Source organism: Streptomyces sp. NBC_01498 (assembly GCF_036327775.1).
Taxonomy (GTDB): Bacteria; Actinomycetota; Actinomycetes; order Streptomycetales; family Streptomycetaceae; genus Streptomyces.
The window spans coordinates 6,781,229-6,798,788 of sequence record NZ_CP109598.1; the positions used below are offsets into that span (position 1 = coordinate 6,781,229).

The following is a 17,560-nucleotide window of genomic DNA, read 5'->3' on the forward strand; positions in this document are numbered from 1 at the left end:
GCACACGCCCCTTCGACCCGAGCCTGCGGTTCCCCCACCGCAGTGTTCTCCCGGCCCCACCGGTCCCCCCCTGCCGGTGGGGCCGTCCCCTTGTCCGGACGGCCTCAGCGCACCACGGAGATCCGTACGGGTCCCTCGTCCGGGCCGGTCCCGGCCCCGACCCCCGCCGTCCAGGCGGCGGACAGCCGCAGCGTCCGGTTCGGCACCGCGCCCCCCACCAGCCGCTGCCGGTGCAGCACCCGCCCGCCCCGTACGACGACCAGCGACGACCACGGGACGAGCCTGCTCCCCGTACGGAGGACGAAGCCGCCCGTCGCGACACCCGGGTCCGCGAGGTCGATCCGGTTCGGCGCGACCCACAGCAGGGGCGCCTCCACCCGCACCGGCACCGGCTCGCCCGGATGCCCGCCGCCCGCCAGCGCGCGCAGCACCGGCCCGGCGGCGAGCAGCCCCTCCCGTGCGGCCGTAGCCGCCGGCTCGATCCCGTGCAGCACATTGCCGACCGCGAAGACCCCCGGGCGGTTCGTGCGGAACGAGCCGTCGACGGCCGGGCCGCGCGTGCCGGGGTCCAGGGCGACACCGCCCCGGCGGGCCAGCTCGTGGTCGGGAATCCAGTCGCCGGTGAACACCACCGTGTCGCAGTCGAGGGTCCGGCTCCGGCCGTCGTGGCGTCGCAGCACCACCCCCGACAGCCGCCCCCGGCCCAGCAGTTCGTCCACCCGCGCGCCGACGACCAGCGGCGCACCATGCCGGAGCCGGGCGTCGAGCGCCGTGGCGGGGGAGACCTGGGGATACGGCAGCTCCGTGACCACGGCCACCACCTCCACACCGTTCCTCCGCAGCGCCCGTACCGCCGAATAACTGACCGCCTCGGCGCCCACCACGACGGCACGCCGCCCGACGGGACCGCGCCCGAGCGCCACCGTCCGCTGAAGCTCGCCCGTGGTGAACACCCCGGCGGGCCGGGTGCCCGGCACCAGGCGCGCGCTGCGGGGCCGCTCGCGCGCCCCGGTGGCCAGGACCACGGCGCGGGCCGTGATCCGCTCAAGACCGGCCGCACTCGTGACGTCCAGGGCGGGCCGGTCCGGGTCCGGGCCATCGCTCCACCCGGTGACCGTCACCCCCGTACGCAGCGTCGCCCCCGCCCGGAGTGCCGTGTCCGCCCAGTGGCGGGCGTACGCGGGGCCCGTCGTCGGACGGCGCAGATCCCGCAGACCGAAACCGGAGTGGCGGCAGTGCCGGGGCGCCCCGCCCGGTTCGTCCTCGCGCTCCACGACCTCGACACCGACGCCGTCCTCGGCGGCCAGCCGGGACGCCAGCGCCAGACCGGCCGGGCCCGCACCGACCACCAGGACGTCGACGGCGCGCTCCCGCCGGCCGGGCGGGGCTTCCGGGGTGCCGTTCACCGTACGGCCTCCGTACCGGGCGCCCGCGTACCGGACTCCGCACCGTCGAACAGGGCCCGCACCGAGGCCCCGCAGAAGAACCCCTGGCACCGGCCGCCCAGCGCCCGTGTGCGCCGGCGCAGGCCCTCGGGCGACGACGGCGGGATGTCGGAGACGAGCGCGTCCCGGATCTCACCGCGCGAGACCCGCTCGCAGTGGCACACCAGCGTCCCGTACTCGGGGTCGGCCGCGATCAGCTCGGCGCGCAGATACGGGCGGGGAGCGGCCTCCCCGAGATTCGGCATCGTCACCGGCGCCAGGTCCGCCGCCCTCCCGGTCCTCGTCCCCGCCTCCGCGAGCAGTTCCACCACATGGGCGGCGATCGCCATCGACGCGCTCAGCCCCGTCGACCGGATCCCGCCCACCGTGACGTACCGCTGCCCGGGGTGCGCGCGGATCGCGTAGTCGTCCTGCCCGGTGGCCGCGCGCAGCCCCGCGTACACGGCGGTGACCTCCTCCTCCAGGAGCCGGGGCAGGATGCGCCGGCCCCGTTCCCGGAGGAACTCCAGCCCCTCCGCCGTCGAGCCCGTCGCCCCCTTGTCGTCCAGGTCCTCGGCGGTCGGGCCGAGCAGCACGTTCCCGTACACCGTCGGCGACACCAGCACGCCCTTCCCGAGCGCCGTGGGCACCGGCAGCAGAAGGTGACTCACCAGCGGGCGCGCGAGTTTGTCGAAGACCATGAGCTGGCCGCGCCGGGGCGTCACCGTGAAATCGGTGTGCCCGAGGAACCGGTCGAACGCGTCGGCGTACAGGCCCGCCGCGTTGACCAGCCAGCGGGTGCGCAGCGGCCCGCGACCGGTGCCGAGCACGTGCGGTTCCCGCGCGCGGCCCTGCGTCACCGCCTCCACCCGGCAGCGCAGATGCAGGTCGACCCCGCCGCGCACGGCCTGGGTCGCGTAGGCGAGCGTCGTCGTCCACGGGCAGATGACGCTCTCGTCGGGGACTTCGAGCGCGCCCGCCGCGCCCGGCCCCAAGTGCGGTTCACGGCGGCGCAGTTCGTCCGCGCCGACGGTCCGGGTGCGCCGGTAGCCGTTCCGGGCGGCCTTCCGGGCGAGCGCGGGCAGGGCGGCGACCTGGTCCTCGTCCCAGGCGACGAGCAGGGCGCCGACCGGCTCGACCGGGATGCCGCACTCCTCGGCGTACACGGCGAGCCGGTCCCGCCCCTCGCGTACGAGCCGGGCCTCCAGCGACCCCGGCACCGCGTCGAAACCGGTGTGCAGGATCGCCGTGTTGGCCTTCGACGTCCCCTCGCCGACATCGCCCGACGCCTCGACCAGGGCGGTACGCAGCGGGTACCGGGCCAGCTCGCGGGCGATCGCGCTGCCGACCACCCCGGCGCCGACGACCACCACGTCGTACACCTCGTCCGGCAGCGGCCCGGACACGGTGACGCTCATCCCGCGCCCACGACGCCGGCCCGCCCGGGGGCCGGCGTACGGGCGAGGAGCGCCGCCACCTCGGTGCGGAACACACCCAGCCGCTCCGCCGCCTCGGCCGCCCCGATCCTCGGCTCGAAGACCCGTGAGGGCTTCCGGTGGGGCGCGGCCCGCTCCACCGTCAGCCCGGGATCGAGCCCCATCCGGGCGACGGCGCCCGCGCCCAGCGCGGTGGCGTCGGCCAACGGGCTCACCTCGACGGGCAGTTGGAGCAGGTCCGCCTGGGTCTGCATCAGCAGGTCCGACCCGGTCAGGCCCCCGTCGACGCGCAGTGACCCCAGCGGCGTACCGGTGTCCTCGGCGACGGCGTCCGCCAGCCCGACGACCTGCGCCGCGATGCCCTCGCACAGCGCCCGCACCAGATGCCCGGGGCCGGTGTCCAGACCGAGCCCGGTGAGCGACCCCTTCGCGTCACCGCGCCACCAGGGCGCGGCGAGCCCGGCGAGCGACGGTACGAAGGTGACACCCCCGCTGTCGGCGACCGACCCGCCCACCCGGTCCAGGTCCCCGGCACCGGAGACGACCCCGAGTTCGGCGAGCCAGCGCACGGCGGAGGCGGCCGTGTAGACCTGCCCGTCCAGGCAGTAGCTCGTACGGCCGCCGAACCGCCAGGCCACGCAGCCGACCAGGCCGGTGCCGCTGCGCAGCGGGCGCGTGCCGGTCCCCGCGAGGAGGAACGCCCCGGTGCCGTAGGTGCACTTGGCGGTGGACGGCTCCGTGCCGTTCTGGGCGAGCAGCGCGGCCTGCTGGTCGACGAGCAGACCGGTCAGCGGAATCGGGTCGCCGAAGGCCGTGGTGACACCGAAGTGACCCGCCGCGTCGACGACCCGGGGCAGCCGTTCGCCGGCCATCCCGAAGATGCCGAGCGCGGCGGGGGACCACTCGGCGGTGTCGAGGTCGAGCAGTTGGGTGCGCCCGGCGGTCGCCGCGTCGGTGACGAACGCGCCCGTCAGCCGGTGGACCAGCCAGGAGTCGGAGGTGGTGACGACACCCTCGCGGGTGAGACGGCGGCGGATCCAGGCCATCTTGGGCGCGGCGAAGTACGGCTCCAGCGGCAGGCCGGTCAGCTCCCGCAACTCCTCGGCGTGCGGGGCGAGTTCGGCGCAGACCGAGGCGGCGCGCCGGTCCTGCCAGACAAGCGCGTCGGTGAGCGGCTCCCCGGTGTCGGGGTCCCAGGCGAGGACGGTCTCCCCCTGGTTGGCGAGTCCGACCGCCGCGACGGGTTCCCCGGCCTCGGCGAGCGCCCGGCGCCCGGCCTCGATCACCGAGGAGAGGAGCAGGGCGGGATCGGCCTCGACCACTCCGCCCGAGCCGTAGCGGGGAGGGGCCGGAGCGGAGCCGCTGCCGATCACCCCGCGCTCCGGACAGATCACCAGCGCCTTGGTCGAGGAGGTGCCCTGATCGACGGCGAGCACCGGTCGCGCGGCCGGGTCCACGGCGCTGCCGGGGGAGTGCGGAGCTGTCGGCATGTCACATTTTTCGGTCGGAGTGCGGTGATCGTCCGATCACTGAGCGAAAGGGTGGTGCAGCCTGCCTGCGACGTCAAGGTCACGACCTGCACTCAGGGTTGCCTGAGATCAGCAAAGTGTTCAAAGAGCGTCGCATTCGCCCCTACACTGATCGCCGAGTAACAGCGGAGTGTCACTGAGTAGCAAGATTCTTTGGTGCGGAAAAGTGAACCGCACCGGAAAGAGGCGGAGTTGCCGGAGAATGGGGCGGAGGGTCCGTGAGCGATCGCTTTCGTCCGCTCTATCACCCAGCCGGCCACGACGGTGACCTTCGGGCGGCCGTACAGGAACTGCGCACCGGCCGCTGGCTGTCGATGCGTCAACTGCTTGCGGACACCGAGGGCTGGGCCCTGTGGACCCAGCGCACCCAGGTGCTCGCCGCCGTCGCCGCGGGCTCGGACACCGTGCACGCGTGGCGCACCGAGGAGCCGGACAGCACGGCCGCGGCCGTCATGCAGACACGTGTCACGGTGGAACGCGCCCTGCGCGCGCACCGCGAGGGCCACGCCCGCACCACGGACCTCTGGAAGCAGGCGTGGGAGGCGTGCGGCGACACGGCGCGGCTGGTGCCGGCCGACCCCGTCCCCTGGGTCTGTCTGCTCGCCCTCGCCCAGCTCGACACCAAGCAGCGGATGGAGGAGAACCGGCTGGCGCCGCCCGGCCCGATGCTCTTCCCCGGCCCGTGGGCCCTGCTCGCCGAGGCCGACCGGCGCGACCCGGGCAACCGCGAGGCGTACCACCGGATGCTCCAGTTCGTTTACGCGCGTAGGTCCGACGGCTCACTGTCCGAGGCGGTCAACTTCGTTCAGTGGGCGGCCTCTTCGGCGCCCGAGGGCTCGGCGCTCCAGGTCCTGCCGCTCTTCGTGCGGGTCGAGCGGTACCGCAGGGAGCGCGGCAACGAGAAGGCGCTGGACCTGCACTGGGTCACCGAGGACGCCACCCGGGACGCCCTGCGCGCCCTGAACCTCTGGTTCGACCGGTCCGTGCCCGCCGAGACCTCGCTGCTCGACCTCAACCATCTGGCGCACGCCCTCTGGGGCTCGCTCCAACTGGCGGAGGCGGCGCGGGTGTTCGAGGCACTGGGGCCCTACTACACCCCCTTCCCCTGGGCCTGCCGCGCCCGCAAGCCCAACGACACCGCGCAGGCCGAGGAGGTGTTCGTCCGCGCCCGTGCCCGCTGTCTCGCCGCCGCCAGTGAGCGCAAGGCGGAGTCCTGAGCCCGCCCGCGCGGCGACTCCGGGTCCCCACCGCACCGTCCCCCTTTCGCAGAAACTCTCCGTACCCGGAGGTAATTCCATGTCCGTCTCCCCGCCGGTCCGGTCGACATCGGCACCGGTCCCGCAGCAGGACGAAGAAGAACGGCTGAGGGAACTCGGTTATCAGCCGGTACTCGCCCGCAGGATGGGCGGTTTCGGCAATTTCGCCATCAGCTTCTCGGTCATCTCGATCCTCTCGGGCTGTATGACCCTGTACGGGTTCGGGCTCATCACCGGCGGCCCGGCCGTGATGCTGTGGGGCTGGGTGGGCGTCGGCCTCTTCGTCCTGTGCATAGGCATGGCACTGGCGGAGGTGACCAGCGCCTATCCCACCTCGGGCGCGCTGTACTACATGGCCGACCGGCTCGGCGGACGCAAGTGGGGCTGGTACACCGGCTGGCTCAACCTGCTCGGTCTGCTGGGCGCGATCGCCGGAATCGACTACGGCGCGGCCCTGTTCACCGGCGCGTTCCTGAATCTCCAGTGGGGATTCGAGCCCACCACGGGCTGGACCATGATCATCTTCATGTGCATCCTGCTGCTGCACGCGACGCTCAACCTGTTCGGTGTCCGGCTCGTCAGCATTCTCAACTCGGTCAGCGTCTGGTGGCACCTCGGCGGTGTCGCGCTGATCGTCGGCATCCTCGCGGTCGTCCCCAAGAACCACCAGTCGCCCGAGTTCGTCTTCGGCCAGTTCGTCAACGAGACCGGCTGGGAGAACCCGCTCTACGTGGCCGCGATCGGTCTGCTCCTCGCCCAGTACACCTTCTGCGGCTACGACGCGTCGGCGCACCTCTCCGAGGAGACCTCCAACGCCTCCGTCTCCGCCGCGCGCGGCATCGTGCGCGCCATCTGGGTCTCCTGGATCGCCGGCTTCGCCCTGCTCGCCGGACTGACCTTCGCCATCCAGGACTACGCGGCCACCAGCGGCGCCGCCGTGCCGCCCGCGCAGATCTTCATCGACGTCCTGGGCACCAACGGCGCCAGCGCCCTCCTGCTGATCGTGATCATGGCGCAGCTCTTCTGCGGCAACGCCGAGGTGGCCGCCGCCAGCCGCATGGTGTTCGCCTTCAGCCGGGACAACGCCCTGCCCGGATCGGCCCTGTGGCGGCGGGTCAGCAGCCGTACCCAGACCCCGGTACCGGCGGTCTGGCTGTCCGTCGGCTTCGCGTGTCTGCTCGCGCTGCCCTCGCTGTACTCGCCGACCGCGTACGGCGCCGTGACGGCCATCAACGTCATCGGCATCACGCCCGCCTACGCGATCCCGATCTACCTGCGGCTGCGCGCGGGCGACCGCTTCCAGCCCGGTCCCTGGTCGCTGGGCCGCTGGAGCAAGCCCATCGGCTGGATCGCCGTCGTCTGGGTCGCGATCGTCACGGTGATCTTCTGTCTGCCGCAGAAGAACCCCGTCACCACCGACACCATGAACTACGCGGTGATCGCGCTGGCCGCCGTGCTGGCCCTCGCCACCGCCTGGTGGTACGCGGCACGCGGCTCGTACAGCACCCCGCAGTCGTACGGCAGCGCGCGCGAGCAGTCGGAGATATCCGAGGGAATCGTGTAGGGCGCGTTCGCTGTCGCGGGACGGACACGACGGCGGGACACCCCAACCCCGTCCGCGCGACCGCGAGGCACGCATCGCGAGGGACGACCACGTCCTCGGTACGGAGACGGCGCCGACATCGCCTCCTTACCGAGGACGTGTCGTCACCGAGGAAGTGCCGTCACCGAGGACGTGCCGTCAATCTCCCGGAGGAAGCCCCGGGCCAGTTCGGCGCCCAGCCGCTCGGCCTCGCTCCGGCTCTCGATCGGCCTCACCACGGAGTTCCTGAACAGGATGTACGTGACTCCCGAGGCAACACCGCCGTGCGAGGGATCGGGGTCGATCCCGAGCGAGCGCGCCGCCGCGTACGACGCCTCCCCGACGAGCCCGGCCGGTCCGGCGTCACCCACCACCGCGTACACCACCCGGTCCCGGTGGACGATCGCGACGACACCTCCGCCCCGGATGCCGGCGTCCCGGTAGTCCCAGATCCCGCTCGGCGCGGGCACCACGACGAACGGCAGCGCCGCCGCGTCGAGCGGCTGGTCGTCCGACTGGTGGAACGCCGTGTCCCCGTGGAACCAGGGGTCGGTCCGCCCGTTGCAGCGGGCGGTCACCCGGCCGTCGCAGTCGACGTCCAGATCGGCCTTCCAGAACACCGCGCCCTTCGTCCCGCACACCGGGATCTCGGCGGGTCCTCCCCGGTCACCCCGGTACAGGCCCTTCGAGATCCGGGCGCAGTCCGACGTCTTCGCCCGCAGGGCCTCCGCCGTGACGGCCGTGTCCAGCCGGAACGATCCCGCCGTGGCCGGGGGGCCGGGCGCGCCGCCCCGGGGCGCGGGAGGCGGCGGACGCCTCGTCTCGGCCACCGGCCCGGGATGGGCGGAGGCGGGCAGCGCCGACGCGGCGAGCAGGACCGCGCCGACGGCGGCGCAGACATGGGGGCGACGGGGGCGATGGTGCACGGTGGTGTCTCCCTCTCCGTACGGATGTCACGGCGGCCGGGGGCGGGACCGGGTGGTTTACGTCCCCGTGGCGTCGCCGTCCCGCGACCCGGCTTCGTCCCGCGACCCGGCCGCGTCCGGTGCGCCGCCCCTGTCGTAGGTGCCGCCCGTGTCCACCGGTCGGCCCTCGTGGTCGGTCCGGCTCTCCAGCGACAGGGCCAGCCGGCCGAGGAAGATCCGCTGCCCGGCCACCAGCAGCTCCACGGCGTCCCCCAGCGGCACCCAGGCCAGCCGGTCGAGCTCCGGGAACTCCCGCTCCACGCCCGACCCGCGCGGCCACTCCAGGGTGAACGTCCCCGGCACGGCGAGCGCCGGATCGATGTCGGCCTCCACCGCCCACACGGTGACCGTCTTGCCGCCCGACTGCCGGGTCTCGCCCAGCGGCTCCCGGTGTCCGGCGGGCGGCGGCAGACCCACCTCCTCCTCGAACTCCCGGTCGGCGGCGGCCTCCGGTGTCTCGTCGGGGCCGTACTCGCCCTTGGGGACCGACCACGCGGCCCGCGAACGGCCCGCCCAGAACGGGCCTCCCATGTGCCCGATGAGCACCTCGGTGCCGGTCTCCGTCACCCGGTACAGCAGGAGCCCGGCGCTTCGCTTCCCTGACATCACGTCAGTCTGTGCGGGGTCGCGCGGGGGCGCCATCGGGGGAGCGCATGCGGGGCAGCCGAACGCGCCCACAGGAGAGCGACGGTCATGGGAACGTCATGGGACTCTTCGCGCGTTCGAGGGGTAGACGCAGTCCGAGGCCCCCGTCAGCGGGCTGTCGGAGTCATCGAAGCGCAGGAGACGGCATGCCCGGAATCATCGCCCGCATCAAGGCATTCACCCGTAGCCCCCAGGGACAGCGCGCGATCGCCCAGGCGCGCGCGGCCTCTGCGGACCCCAGGAAGCGCGAGCAGGCCCGCCGCCTCTTCGGCAAGCTGCGCGGCGGCAGGCGCTGACGGCCCGGCGGCGACCGGGGTAGTGAGCGCACGGCCGGGGTCCGGCCTCCTGAGTACCACCGGAGGCCGGACCCCGGCCGTCGCCGAAACGGTCGGCGCAGGCCGCACCGGGACGGCGGGGACCCGGGCCGGATCAGAGGCTCGGATCGCCGGCGTGAATCATCGGCTCGGCTCACCGGCCTGAATCACCCGCTCAGATCAGCTGCCAGAGATGGTCGTCCGTCCCGTTGTCCTCGAACTGGACCACCTGCGCGCTGTTGGCCGTCGACATCCCGTCGACGCCCAGGACCTTCCCGCTGTGCCGGCTGAGGATCAGCGACCAGCCCTCGCCCCGGTCGACCAGCTGCCAGAGGTGGTCACCGCTCCCGTCGTCCTCGAACTGCACGATCCGCGCGCTGTTCGCCGTCGACCCGCCCTCGGCGCCGATGACCTTCCCGCTGTTGCCGTTGCGGATCACGAACCAGCCGCCGCCGGCCGGGTACAGCTGCCAGGCGTGGTCCGAGGTCCCGGTGTTGTCGTACTGCACCACACGCCCGCCCACCGCCAGGGACATGCCGTCCACGCCGAGCACCTTGCCGCTGTGCTTGTTCCGTACCCGGCGGTACGGCGGCGCCGCCGTCCAGGCCCGACCGCCGGGCGACGCCGTCGGGAAGGCGGTGATCCGCAGCCGGGCCGCGCCCATCGGGATCAGCGTCACCGGCTCGGGCGGCGCCGTGCTGCGGGCCGGACTGTCCTGGAGCGGCGCGACGACCCGCTGGTCGTCCGCCACCCACTCCGCTATCCGGCGTGCCGTCGTGGTGATCCGCACCGGTGACCCCTCATGGGTGAAGGGGTCGGCGGCGAGCGGCCCGTCGTCGGCGGTGAACCGCAGCCCGCGCAGTGGGTCGGGCGCCAGACCGACGTTCCACGGGGTGGTGGGACGCACCGACAGTTCGGGGAAGTCCTGGGTGCCCGCGAACCGTTCGTACCGTTCGCCGATCTTCAGCGAGTACGTGAGCGGACCGTGGTGCACGCTGACGGCACCGTGGTTGTCCTGCCAGGTCGTCACGGTGGTGCGCTGCGGCAGCCGCAGGGTCACCCGGTCGCCGTCGCGCCACTCGCGCGCGACCCGGACGAAGCGCGGTCCGCCGGACACGGCCACCGGCTGCCCGGCGACGGTGAGCACCGGGTCCGGGCACCAGCCGGGAATCCGCAGATGCAGGGGGAAGGTGACCGGCCGTGGGACGGCGACCGTGAGGGTGACGGTCTCCTTGAAGGGGTAGTCGGTGTCCTCGGTGACGGTGACCTCGACGCCGTCGGCGACCTTCGCGCGCACCTGGCTCGGCGCGTACATCGCCGCCGCGAGCCCCCGGTCGGGGGTGGCCAGCCACAGCTCCTCGGTGAAGTACGGCCAGCCCATGCCGTAGTTGTGCGGGCAGCAGCGATAAGGGTCTGTGCCCGGCTTGTACGCCTGCATGGCGAAGCCGTTCTGGAACTGGCCCTGGTTCTTGGCGGTGTTGTCGAGCTCCACACTGTTCGCGCTGGTGATGTAGTGGACGCCCCGGCCCCCGGGGTCGGTCGCCACGGGCAGCAGGTTGAAGGCCAGCTCCTCGCACCGGTCGGCCCAGACCGGGTCGCCGGTGATCCGGGTGAGCAGTTCGTGGCTGGCCATGAACTCGACCGTGCCGCAGGTCTCGAAGCCCTGCCGGGGGTCGCCGAAACCGGGTCGGGCGTTCTCGTCCCCGGCGAATCCGCCGCCCGGGAAGCGGCCGTAGGCGCCCATGACCGTGTCGTAACTCCGGTACGTGGCACGGGTCAGCTCCGCCGAGCCGGAGCGCAGCGCGTACTGGGCGGGTTCCCGGAAGCCCTGCGCGATGTTGACGTTGTGCAGGTCGGGGAAGTTGTCGACCCAGTTCGCGCCGTGCGTGTGCATGGTGTCGGCGAGTTCGAGCAGGAAGGACTCGCCCGTGCGGTTGTAGAGCCAGAAGGCGATGTCGAGTCCGTCGCCCCAGCGCTTCGACACCCAGCTGGAGTTGAAGGCACCCGGCCCCTGCGCGTTCATGAAACGCAGGAAGGGGAGCAGGAACGGCACGACGCGGTCGTCCCCGGTGAACTCCTCGTGCGAGCGCAGCGCCTGAAGGAGCGGCAGATACGGCCAGAAGTCCGGGCCGCCGTTGAGCGCCGTGCGCAGCCGGGTGGGCCCGAAGAAGCCGTCGGGCCGCTGCGTGGCGAGGATCGCGTCGATCCAGCGGCGGGAGGTGGCGAGGGCCGCCGGGTCGCCGGTGAGGGCGGCCAGATCCACGTACCCGCGCAGCCAGTACGTGACCTCCTCCCAGCCGGCCTTCTCCGGGTGGACCCAGCCGGAGTCCTCGAAGCGCAGGAAGTGCGAGACCTCGGCGTACCGGCCGAACAGTCCGTCGAGCAGCTGCCGCAATCGGCCGGTGAGCCAGCCGCGCGGGGTGACGCTGCCCAGGGGCAGCTTCTGGAACGCGGTGGGGGCGAGCGGCGCGGCGTTCGGTGTGTACCAGCCGCCGCGCGCCGGGGGTACGGCCGCGGCGGTCGGCGCGAGCGGGCCCAGCAGGCCCGCGCCGCCGATCGCGAGGGCTCCGGTGCCGAGGAAGTGCCGTCGGTCGAGCGTCATCGGGTCTCCCGTCCACGAGCATCGAGACGAAGGGGTTCGGTACGACGGTGGGGGCTCGCACCACTCCGCAACGGTTCTCTACAACGTTGTAAGGAGTGGTCGCTGGCATCACAGCACGGCACCCGGGCCCTGTCCAGACACCCGGCACGACCCGGTGCGCCCCGGACCCGACCGGTGTCCGGGCGGCCGGGACGACGGCGGACCGTGCCCGCCGGGCGCGCGGGCCTCACGGTGCGGGGAGAATGGGCCGGTGAGCTACCGCTACGACATCCTCGGCACGACCCGGGCCCGCGGCCCCGACGGCGTCGAGGTGCCGGTCAGCGGGGCCCGGATGCGCGCGCTGCTCACCGCGCTCGCCGCCGCCGGAGGCCGTACGGTCACCGCCGGCCGGCTGGCCGCGCGGATCAGGGACGACGGGCGTGAGCCGCCCGCCGACGAGCCCGCCGCGCTCCAGGCACTCGTCGGGCGGCTGCGCAGAGCGCTCGGCGCGGACGCCGTCGAGTCCGTCCCCGGCGGCTACCGGCTGGCGGCCGACCCCGACGCCATCGACCTGTTCCGCTTCGAACGGCTCGCCGCCGACGGGGTGTCCGCGCTCGACAGCGGCGACCCCGCCCGCGCCGCCACACTGCTGGACCGGGCACTGGCCCTGTGGCGCGGCCCGGCGCTCGCCGATCTGCCCGACGGGGACACCGACCCGTCGGCCGTACGCGCGCGGCGGCGGCACACCGAGGCGCGCCGCGCCCGGCTGACGGCCGACGTCCGGCTCGGCCGGCCCGAGCGCGCCCTGCCGGGGCTCGCCGCGCTGGCCGCCGAGGCGCCGCTGGACGAGCCGTTGCAGGCGGCCCGGATCGGCGCGCTGCGCGCGGCCGGGCGCCGGGCCGAGGCACTGGAGGCGTACGACGGGGTACGCGCGCTGCTGGCCGACCGGCTCGGCACCGGCCCCGGCCGGGAACTGCGCGCCCTGCACGCCGATCTGCTGGCGGACGACGCGCACGACGCGCGCGACGCCTCGGACGCGCGGGAGCCGGCACGGCCCCCGGCCCGGGTCGGCGGGAGCGACCGGCCGCCCTCCGCCCTCCCCGGCGGCCTGCCCGCCCGGCTCACCTCCTTCGTCGGACGCGAGACCGAACTGGACACGCTCGACGTCGAGTTGCGGGCCCACCGGCTCACGACCCTCACCGGCCCCGGCGGCGCGGGCAAGACCCGGCTGGCCTTCGAGGCCGCCGAGCGCGCGGCGAACACCGGCGGCGACTGGCCGGACGGCGTCCGGGTCGCGGAACTCGCCTCCGTCCGCGACCCCGGCGCCGTCGCCGAGGCTGTCCTGACCGCGCTCGGGGCCCGCGAGACGGCGGTCCACGGACCCGGCGGAAGCCACGGCGGCCCGGACGGCACCGCACCCGGCCCGCTCGCCCGGCTCGTCGAACACTGCGGAACACGGCGCCTGTTGCTGGTGCTCGACAACTGCGAGCAGGTGATCGGCGCCGCCGCCGAACTCGCCGAGACCGTCCTCACCCGCTGCCCGTACGTCACCGTCCTGGCCACCAGCCGCGAACCGCTGGGCGTACGGGGTGAGTTCCTGTACGGCGTCGGGCCGCTGGCCCGGTCCGAGGCGCTGCGCCTGCTCGGGGAACGCGGCGCCGCCGCCCGGCCCGGATTCCGTACCGACGACGACGCACCGGCCTGCGACGAGATCTGCCGCAGACTCGACGGACTGCCGCTCGCCCTCGAACTGGCCGCCGCCCGGCTGCGGTTGCTCACCCCGCGCCAGCTCGCCGACCGGTTGGACGACCGCTTCCGGCTGCTGGGCGCGGGCAGCGGCAGCCGGACCGTACTGCCCAGACAGCAGACCCTGCGCGCGGTGGTCGACTGGTCGTGGGACCTGCTCACCGAGCCCGAACGGGCCGTGCTGCGCCGGCTCTCCGTCTTCGTCGGCGGCTGCGCGCCGGACGAGGCCGAGGAGGTGTGCGCGGACGAGAACGGGGAGGTGCGGGCTGGTGGGACCGGGGAGTCGGGTGCGGGCGAGGGCGTCCCGGTCTTCGACGTGCTGGCGTCCCTGGTCGACAAGTCGCTCCTGGTGGCCGTACCGGGCGGGCCGGAGGGGATGCGGTACCGGCTGCTGGAGACCGTGGCCGAGTACGCGGCCGGGCGGCTGGACGCGTCGGGTGAACGGCCCGGCGTCGAGCTGCGGCATCTGCGGGTCTACCGGGAGCTGGTACGGGTCGGGGAACCCGGACTGCGCGGCCCCCGACAGGCGTACCTGCTCGCCCAGTTCGAGCGGGAGCACGACAATGTACGGGCCGCGCTGCGCACCGCCCTCGGCCGGGCCGCGCCCCACCGCGACGACGCGCCGTCGCGCGAACAGGACGCGCTCTGCCTCACGCTCTCGCTGAGCTGGTTCTGGCAGGTGCGCGGCCATCAGCGCGACGCCCACGACTGGTCCACGGCCGTCGCGGCCCTCGGCCCCGACCCGTTCGCGGCGCCCGTCCGTCCCGCCGTACCCCTCACCGACCCGTGCATCGCGCTCCCGCCGCCCTGGTCCGAGGAACAGGTGTGGGAGGCCAGACGCGGGGTCCGGCTGCTGACGTTCGCGAGCGGCGGAGGCGGCGAGCGGGCGGGAGAGCGGCCGGGGACACGGCCGGGGGAGTGGACGGAGGGCGGGGCGGAGAACGGGGACACACGGCGGGACGTGGACCGGGGCAAGGACGAGGGCAAGGACTGGGACGAGGACGACGCGCGGGCCTGGGGCGGTGCCGGAACCCGCGACCTCCTGACCCGGATCGTCGCCGCCTACCGCCCCGGGCTGCCCCAGGTCAGCCGGCAGCCCGCCGTCCTCTGGTTCTTCGCCGGACTCCTCGTCGGCCGGTGGCGCGGGATGGGCGAGACGCTGGACGTCCTCGTAGACGCCTGCCGGGCCCGGCCCGACCGGGGCTGGGACCTCGGCCTCGCGCTCACCCTGCGCGCCAAACTCCTGGACACCGGCCCCGACACCGAGGACCGGGCCGCGCGGGACGCCGACGAGGCCGTGGCGCTCTTCGAACAGGCCGGGGACTCGGTGATCCTCGCCGAATCCCTGTCCGCCCGGGGCGAGTCGTACGAACGCCGGGGCCGCTTCGAGGAGGCGGCGGCCGATTTCGAGCGGGCCATGGAGAACTGCGCGCGGATCGGTATGCCCACCCAAGTCTCCCTGTTCAAGGCGCGGTTGGCCTCCGTCCGACTGGAGGCCGCCACCGGTGAGGCGGCCGAGGCGGACGCCGAACGGCTGCTGCGCGAAGCCGTCGAGGAGTCCCGGGGCCACGCGGGGCGCACCGGCGGGACCGCCCGGCTGCTGCTCGCCGGCCGCTACGGGCGCACCGGCCGCACCGCCCTCGCCCGGGACCAACTGATCACCCTCCAGGAGGAACCGGGCTTCCGGGAACACGGCCTCCAGGTGGGCCTCACCGAGGGACTCCACGGCTGGCTCGACTGCCTCGACGGCGCGTACGAGCGGGCGCTGGCCCATCTGCGTGAATCGGTACGCCTGTTGGACAGCCTCGCCCACCTCGTGGCACCGCAGCTGATCGTCAGTCAGTTCCTCTGCGCCGCCTGGGCGAAGACCGGCACCGGCCGGGCGGCCGACGGAGCCCGGCTGCTCGGCGCGTACGCCCGGCACGCCGGGCTCGCCGAAAAGTTCCTCTTCCACCCCTACCCGGCGGCCTACGAGCGGGAGATCCGCCGCCGCGCCGAGGCCGAGGTGCGTGCCGCGCTCGACCCGGACACCTGGACGCGTGCCTACGCCGACGGCGGCGGCCTCTCCGTGAAGGAGGCCGCCGCCGTCGTCTGAATCCCGCCGGTCCGTGCCGGTCCGTGCCGGTCCGTGCCGGTCCGTGCCGGTCCGTGCCGGTCCGTGCCGGTCCCCCGGTCTCCGCCGGTCCCCGCCGGTCTCCGCCGGTCCCCCGGTCTCCGCCGGCCCGCGCGTGCGTCAGGCGCGGTCGGCCAGCCGCTGCCGCGCCTCCGCGAGATCCGTCTCCGTCGGCGCGTCGTCGTGCGTCAGGCCCCGGCGCCAGTAGCCGGTGAAGTGGACCGAACGCCTGTCGACGCCGCGTTCGCCGAGCAGATGCCGGCGCAGCGCCCGTACCGCGCCCGCCTCACCGCCCAGCCAGGCGAACACCGACCCCGCCGGGAACTGCGCCCCGCGCACGGCCTCCACCAGGGACGGAACCTCCCCCGCGGCCGGGGACCGGTGCAGCCAGCGCACCGTCACCTCACCCGCCGACGCCAGGCGCTGCTCCTCGGCCGCGTCCCACACCTCCACGTACACCAGCGCGCGCGCCCCGGCGGGCAGCGCCTCGACGATCGTGCCGATCGCGGGCAGCGCCGACGCGTCACCGGCCAGCAGCGTCCAGTCGGTGGTCCCGAGCGGTACGGGCTCCGCGAAGTACGCGGACGGGCCGAACATCCCGAGCACGTCACCGACCCGCGCCGACCGCGCCCACCGGGTCGCGGGCCCTTCACCGGAGCGCACACCGGAGCGCTCACCGGCGCCGTCGCCGGACCCTCCGCCCGAACCGTCTCCCCGGCCCGCCGCCGCCCCGTCGTGCAGGAGGAAGTCGACATCGACGGTGCCCCGCGCCGGATCGTGCCCCCGGACCGTGTAGCTGCGCGTCCAGGGCCGCTCCTCCTCCGGGATCTCCTGGAACGCCCCGTACCAGCGCATCACGTCCCCGTCGGTGCCGGTCTCGGGGAGCCGGGGAACGCGCTGCCCCGGCCGGGGGAAGTAGAGCTTCACCTGCTGGTCCGGCGCGTCGCCGACGAGAGCGGCGGACGCGGGATCGCCGAAGGTGACGCGGACCATGCGGGGCGTGAGCCGCCGTACGGCCCGGACCTCGACGGTCCGCACCGGCAGGGACGGGGTGGCGGGACGCCCGGCGGGCGTGTCGTGGTGACGTGTCATACCGCCAGGCTCCCCGCCGCCACCGACGCGCCCCCGACACGCGACCGACACGGCGCGTGCCCTCGCCCGGCGAGACATCCCCCCGCCGGGAGCCGCGCCCCACGATCTCCGGAATACGGACGCCGATTTCCCCGTTCCGAACCTGGTGCCTGACATCTCGGACCCCGACCCGTGCCGCACGCCGCCACATGGGTGACAATTCCCCTGGCTGGGGCGTGTCTTTCGGATCAGACCGGACAGGTGAGCGAAGGCAGGTGCGTACGACCGCGCGGAGGGCGCGCGCACCGGCCCCGCGCAACCTGAGCCCGATCCGCGACGACACGACCAGGGGCCGCGGCCCACACAACCGTCCACGCATGTCCGCATGCATCGCCTGGAGCGACTTCCCATGGAGCACCCCGCTCACGTCAGCAAGACCGCCCTGCCCGGCGTCGGCACCCGCTACGACCTCAACACCGACTCGGGCCGTCACATCTCGGTCGTCGTGCGCCAGGACGGCCGCCGCGTCGTCGCCTTCCACGACCCCGAGGACGACGACGCCTGCAAGGACGCCACCACCCTCGTCCCCTCCGAGGCCACGGCACTCTCCAAACTCCTGATGCCCGACCCGGTCGGACATCTGCACCAGCACCTGGAGATCGACCTCGTCACTGAGCACATCCCGATCACCACCCGCTCCCCCTTCGCGGGGCGCACGCTCGGCTCCACCCAGGCCCGCGCACGGACCGGCGCGTCCATCGTCGCCGTCCTGCGCCGTACCGACGCCGTCCCCTCACCCACCCCGGACTTCCGCTTCGCACTGGGAGACACGCTCGTCGTCGTCGGCACCAGGGAAGGCGTGGACGCCGTCGCAGAACTGATCACCGGAGGATAGAGG

General features: G+C 74.1%; 11 protein-coding genes and 1 pseudogene. 5 read left to right on the plus strand and 7 right to left on the minus strand.

Annotation, left to right across the window (positions count from 1 at the left end):
- Positions 1–104 precede the first annotated feature (104 nt).
- The 3 genes from OG875_RS29000 to OG875_RS29010 are packed head-to-tail and all read right to left on the minus strand — an operon-like array spanning position 105 to position 4,350.
- Entirely contained in the window at positions 105–1,406 is a 1,302-nt protein-coding gene (locus OG875_RS29000) for an NAD(P)/FAD-dependent oxidoreductase (protein ID WP_330177195.1), read from the minus strand.
- Positions 1,403–2,842, minus strand: a complete 1,440-nt coding sequence (locus OG875_RS29005) for an NAD(P)/FAD-dependent oxidoreductase (RefSeq protein ID WP_330177196.1) — start codon at positions 2,840–2,842, stop codon at positions 1,403–1,405. Before OG875_RS29005 ends, OG875_RS29000 begins: the two co-directional genes overlap by 4 nt.
- Positions 2,839–4,350 carry an FGGY family carbohydrate kinase gene (locus OG875_RS29010; protein ID WP_330177197.1) on the minus strand — a complete coding sequence of 504 codons (1,512 nt, stop codon included), beginning with the start codon at positions 4,348–4,350 and terminating at the stop codon, positions 2,839–2,841. Before OG875_RS29010 ends, OG875_RS29005 begins: the two co-directional genes overlap by 4 nt.
- 329 nt (positions 4,351–4,679) lie before the next feature.
- On the opposite strand from OG875_RS29010, the gene OG875_RS29015 reads away from it, so the two are divergent.
- Positions 4,680–5,606, plus strand: a complete 927-nt coding sequence (locus tag OG875_RS29015; protein ID WP_443079296.1) for a hypothetical protein — start codon at positions 4,680–4,682, stop codon at positions 5,604–5,606.
- A 79-nt stretch (positions 5,607–5,685) separates the two neighbouring features.
- Positions 5,686–7,209, plus strand: coding sequence for an amino acid permease (locus OG875_RS29020; RefSeq protein ID WP_330177198.1), 1,524 nt, complete (start codon positions 5,686–5,688; stop codon positions 7,207–7,209).
- 143 nt (positions 7,210–7,352) lie between these two features.
- Here the strand turns inward: OG875_RS29020 and OG875_RS29025 are convergent, their stop codons facing one another.
- On the minus strand, positions 7,353–8,153 hold the full coding sequence (locus OG875_RS29025) for a glycoside hydrolase family 75 protein (protein WP_330177199.1): 801 nt from the start codon (positions 8,151–8,153) through the stop codon (positions 7,353–7,355).
- A 198-nt stretch (positions 8,154–8,351) separates the two neighbouring features.
- A pseudogene (locus OG875_RS29030) lies at positions 8,352–8,798 on the minus strand (NUDIX domain-containing protein); the annotation flags it as partial.
- Positions 8,799–8,983: 185 nt separating this feature from the next.
- Here OG875_RS29030 and OG875_RS29035 point away from each other — a divergent pair.
- Complete coding sequence (locus OG875_RS29035; RefSeq protein WP_330177200.1) at positions 8,984–9,133, plus strand: hypothetical protein; 150 nt, start codon at positions 8,984–8,986, stop codon at positions 9,131–9,133.
- A gap of 193 nt (positions 9,134–9,326) precedes the next feature.
- Here the strand turns inward: OG875_RS29035 and OG875_RS29040 are convergent, their stop codons facing one another.
- Entirely contained in the window at positions 9,327–11,753 is a 2,427-nt protein-coding gene (locus OG875_RS29040) for a beta-L-arabinofuranosidase domain-containing protein (RefSeq protein WP_330177201.1), read from the minus strand.
- 250 nt (positions 11,754–12,003) lie between these two features.
- Between OG875_RS29040 and OG875_RS29045 the strand changes: the two genes are divergently transcribed.
- Positions 12,004–15,573, plus strand: coding sequence for an ATP-binding protein (locus OG875_RS29045; protein ID WP_330177202.1), 3,570 nt, complete (start codon positions 12,004–12,006; stop codon positions 15,571–15,573).
- Positions 15,574–15,711: 138 nt separating this feature from the next.
- Here the strand turns inward: OG875_RS29045 and OG875_RS29050 are convergent, their stop codons facing one another.
- Entirely contained in the window at positions 15,712–16,683 is a 972-nt protein-coding gene (locus OG875_RS29050) for a siderophore-interacting protein (protein ID WP_330177203.1), read from the minus strand.
- Positions 16,684–17,071: 388 nt separating this feature from the next.
- Between OG875_RS29050 and OG875_RS29055 the strand changes: the two genes are divergently transcribed.
- Complete coding sequence (locus tag OG875_RS29055; RefSeq protein ID WP_330177204.1) at positions 17,072–17,557, plus strand: cation:proton antiporter regulatory subunit; 486 nt, start codon at positions 17,072–17,074, stop codon at positions 17,555–17,557.
- Positions 17,558–17,560: the final 3 nt, after the last annotated feature.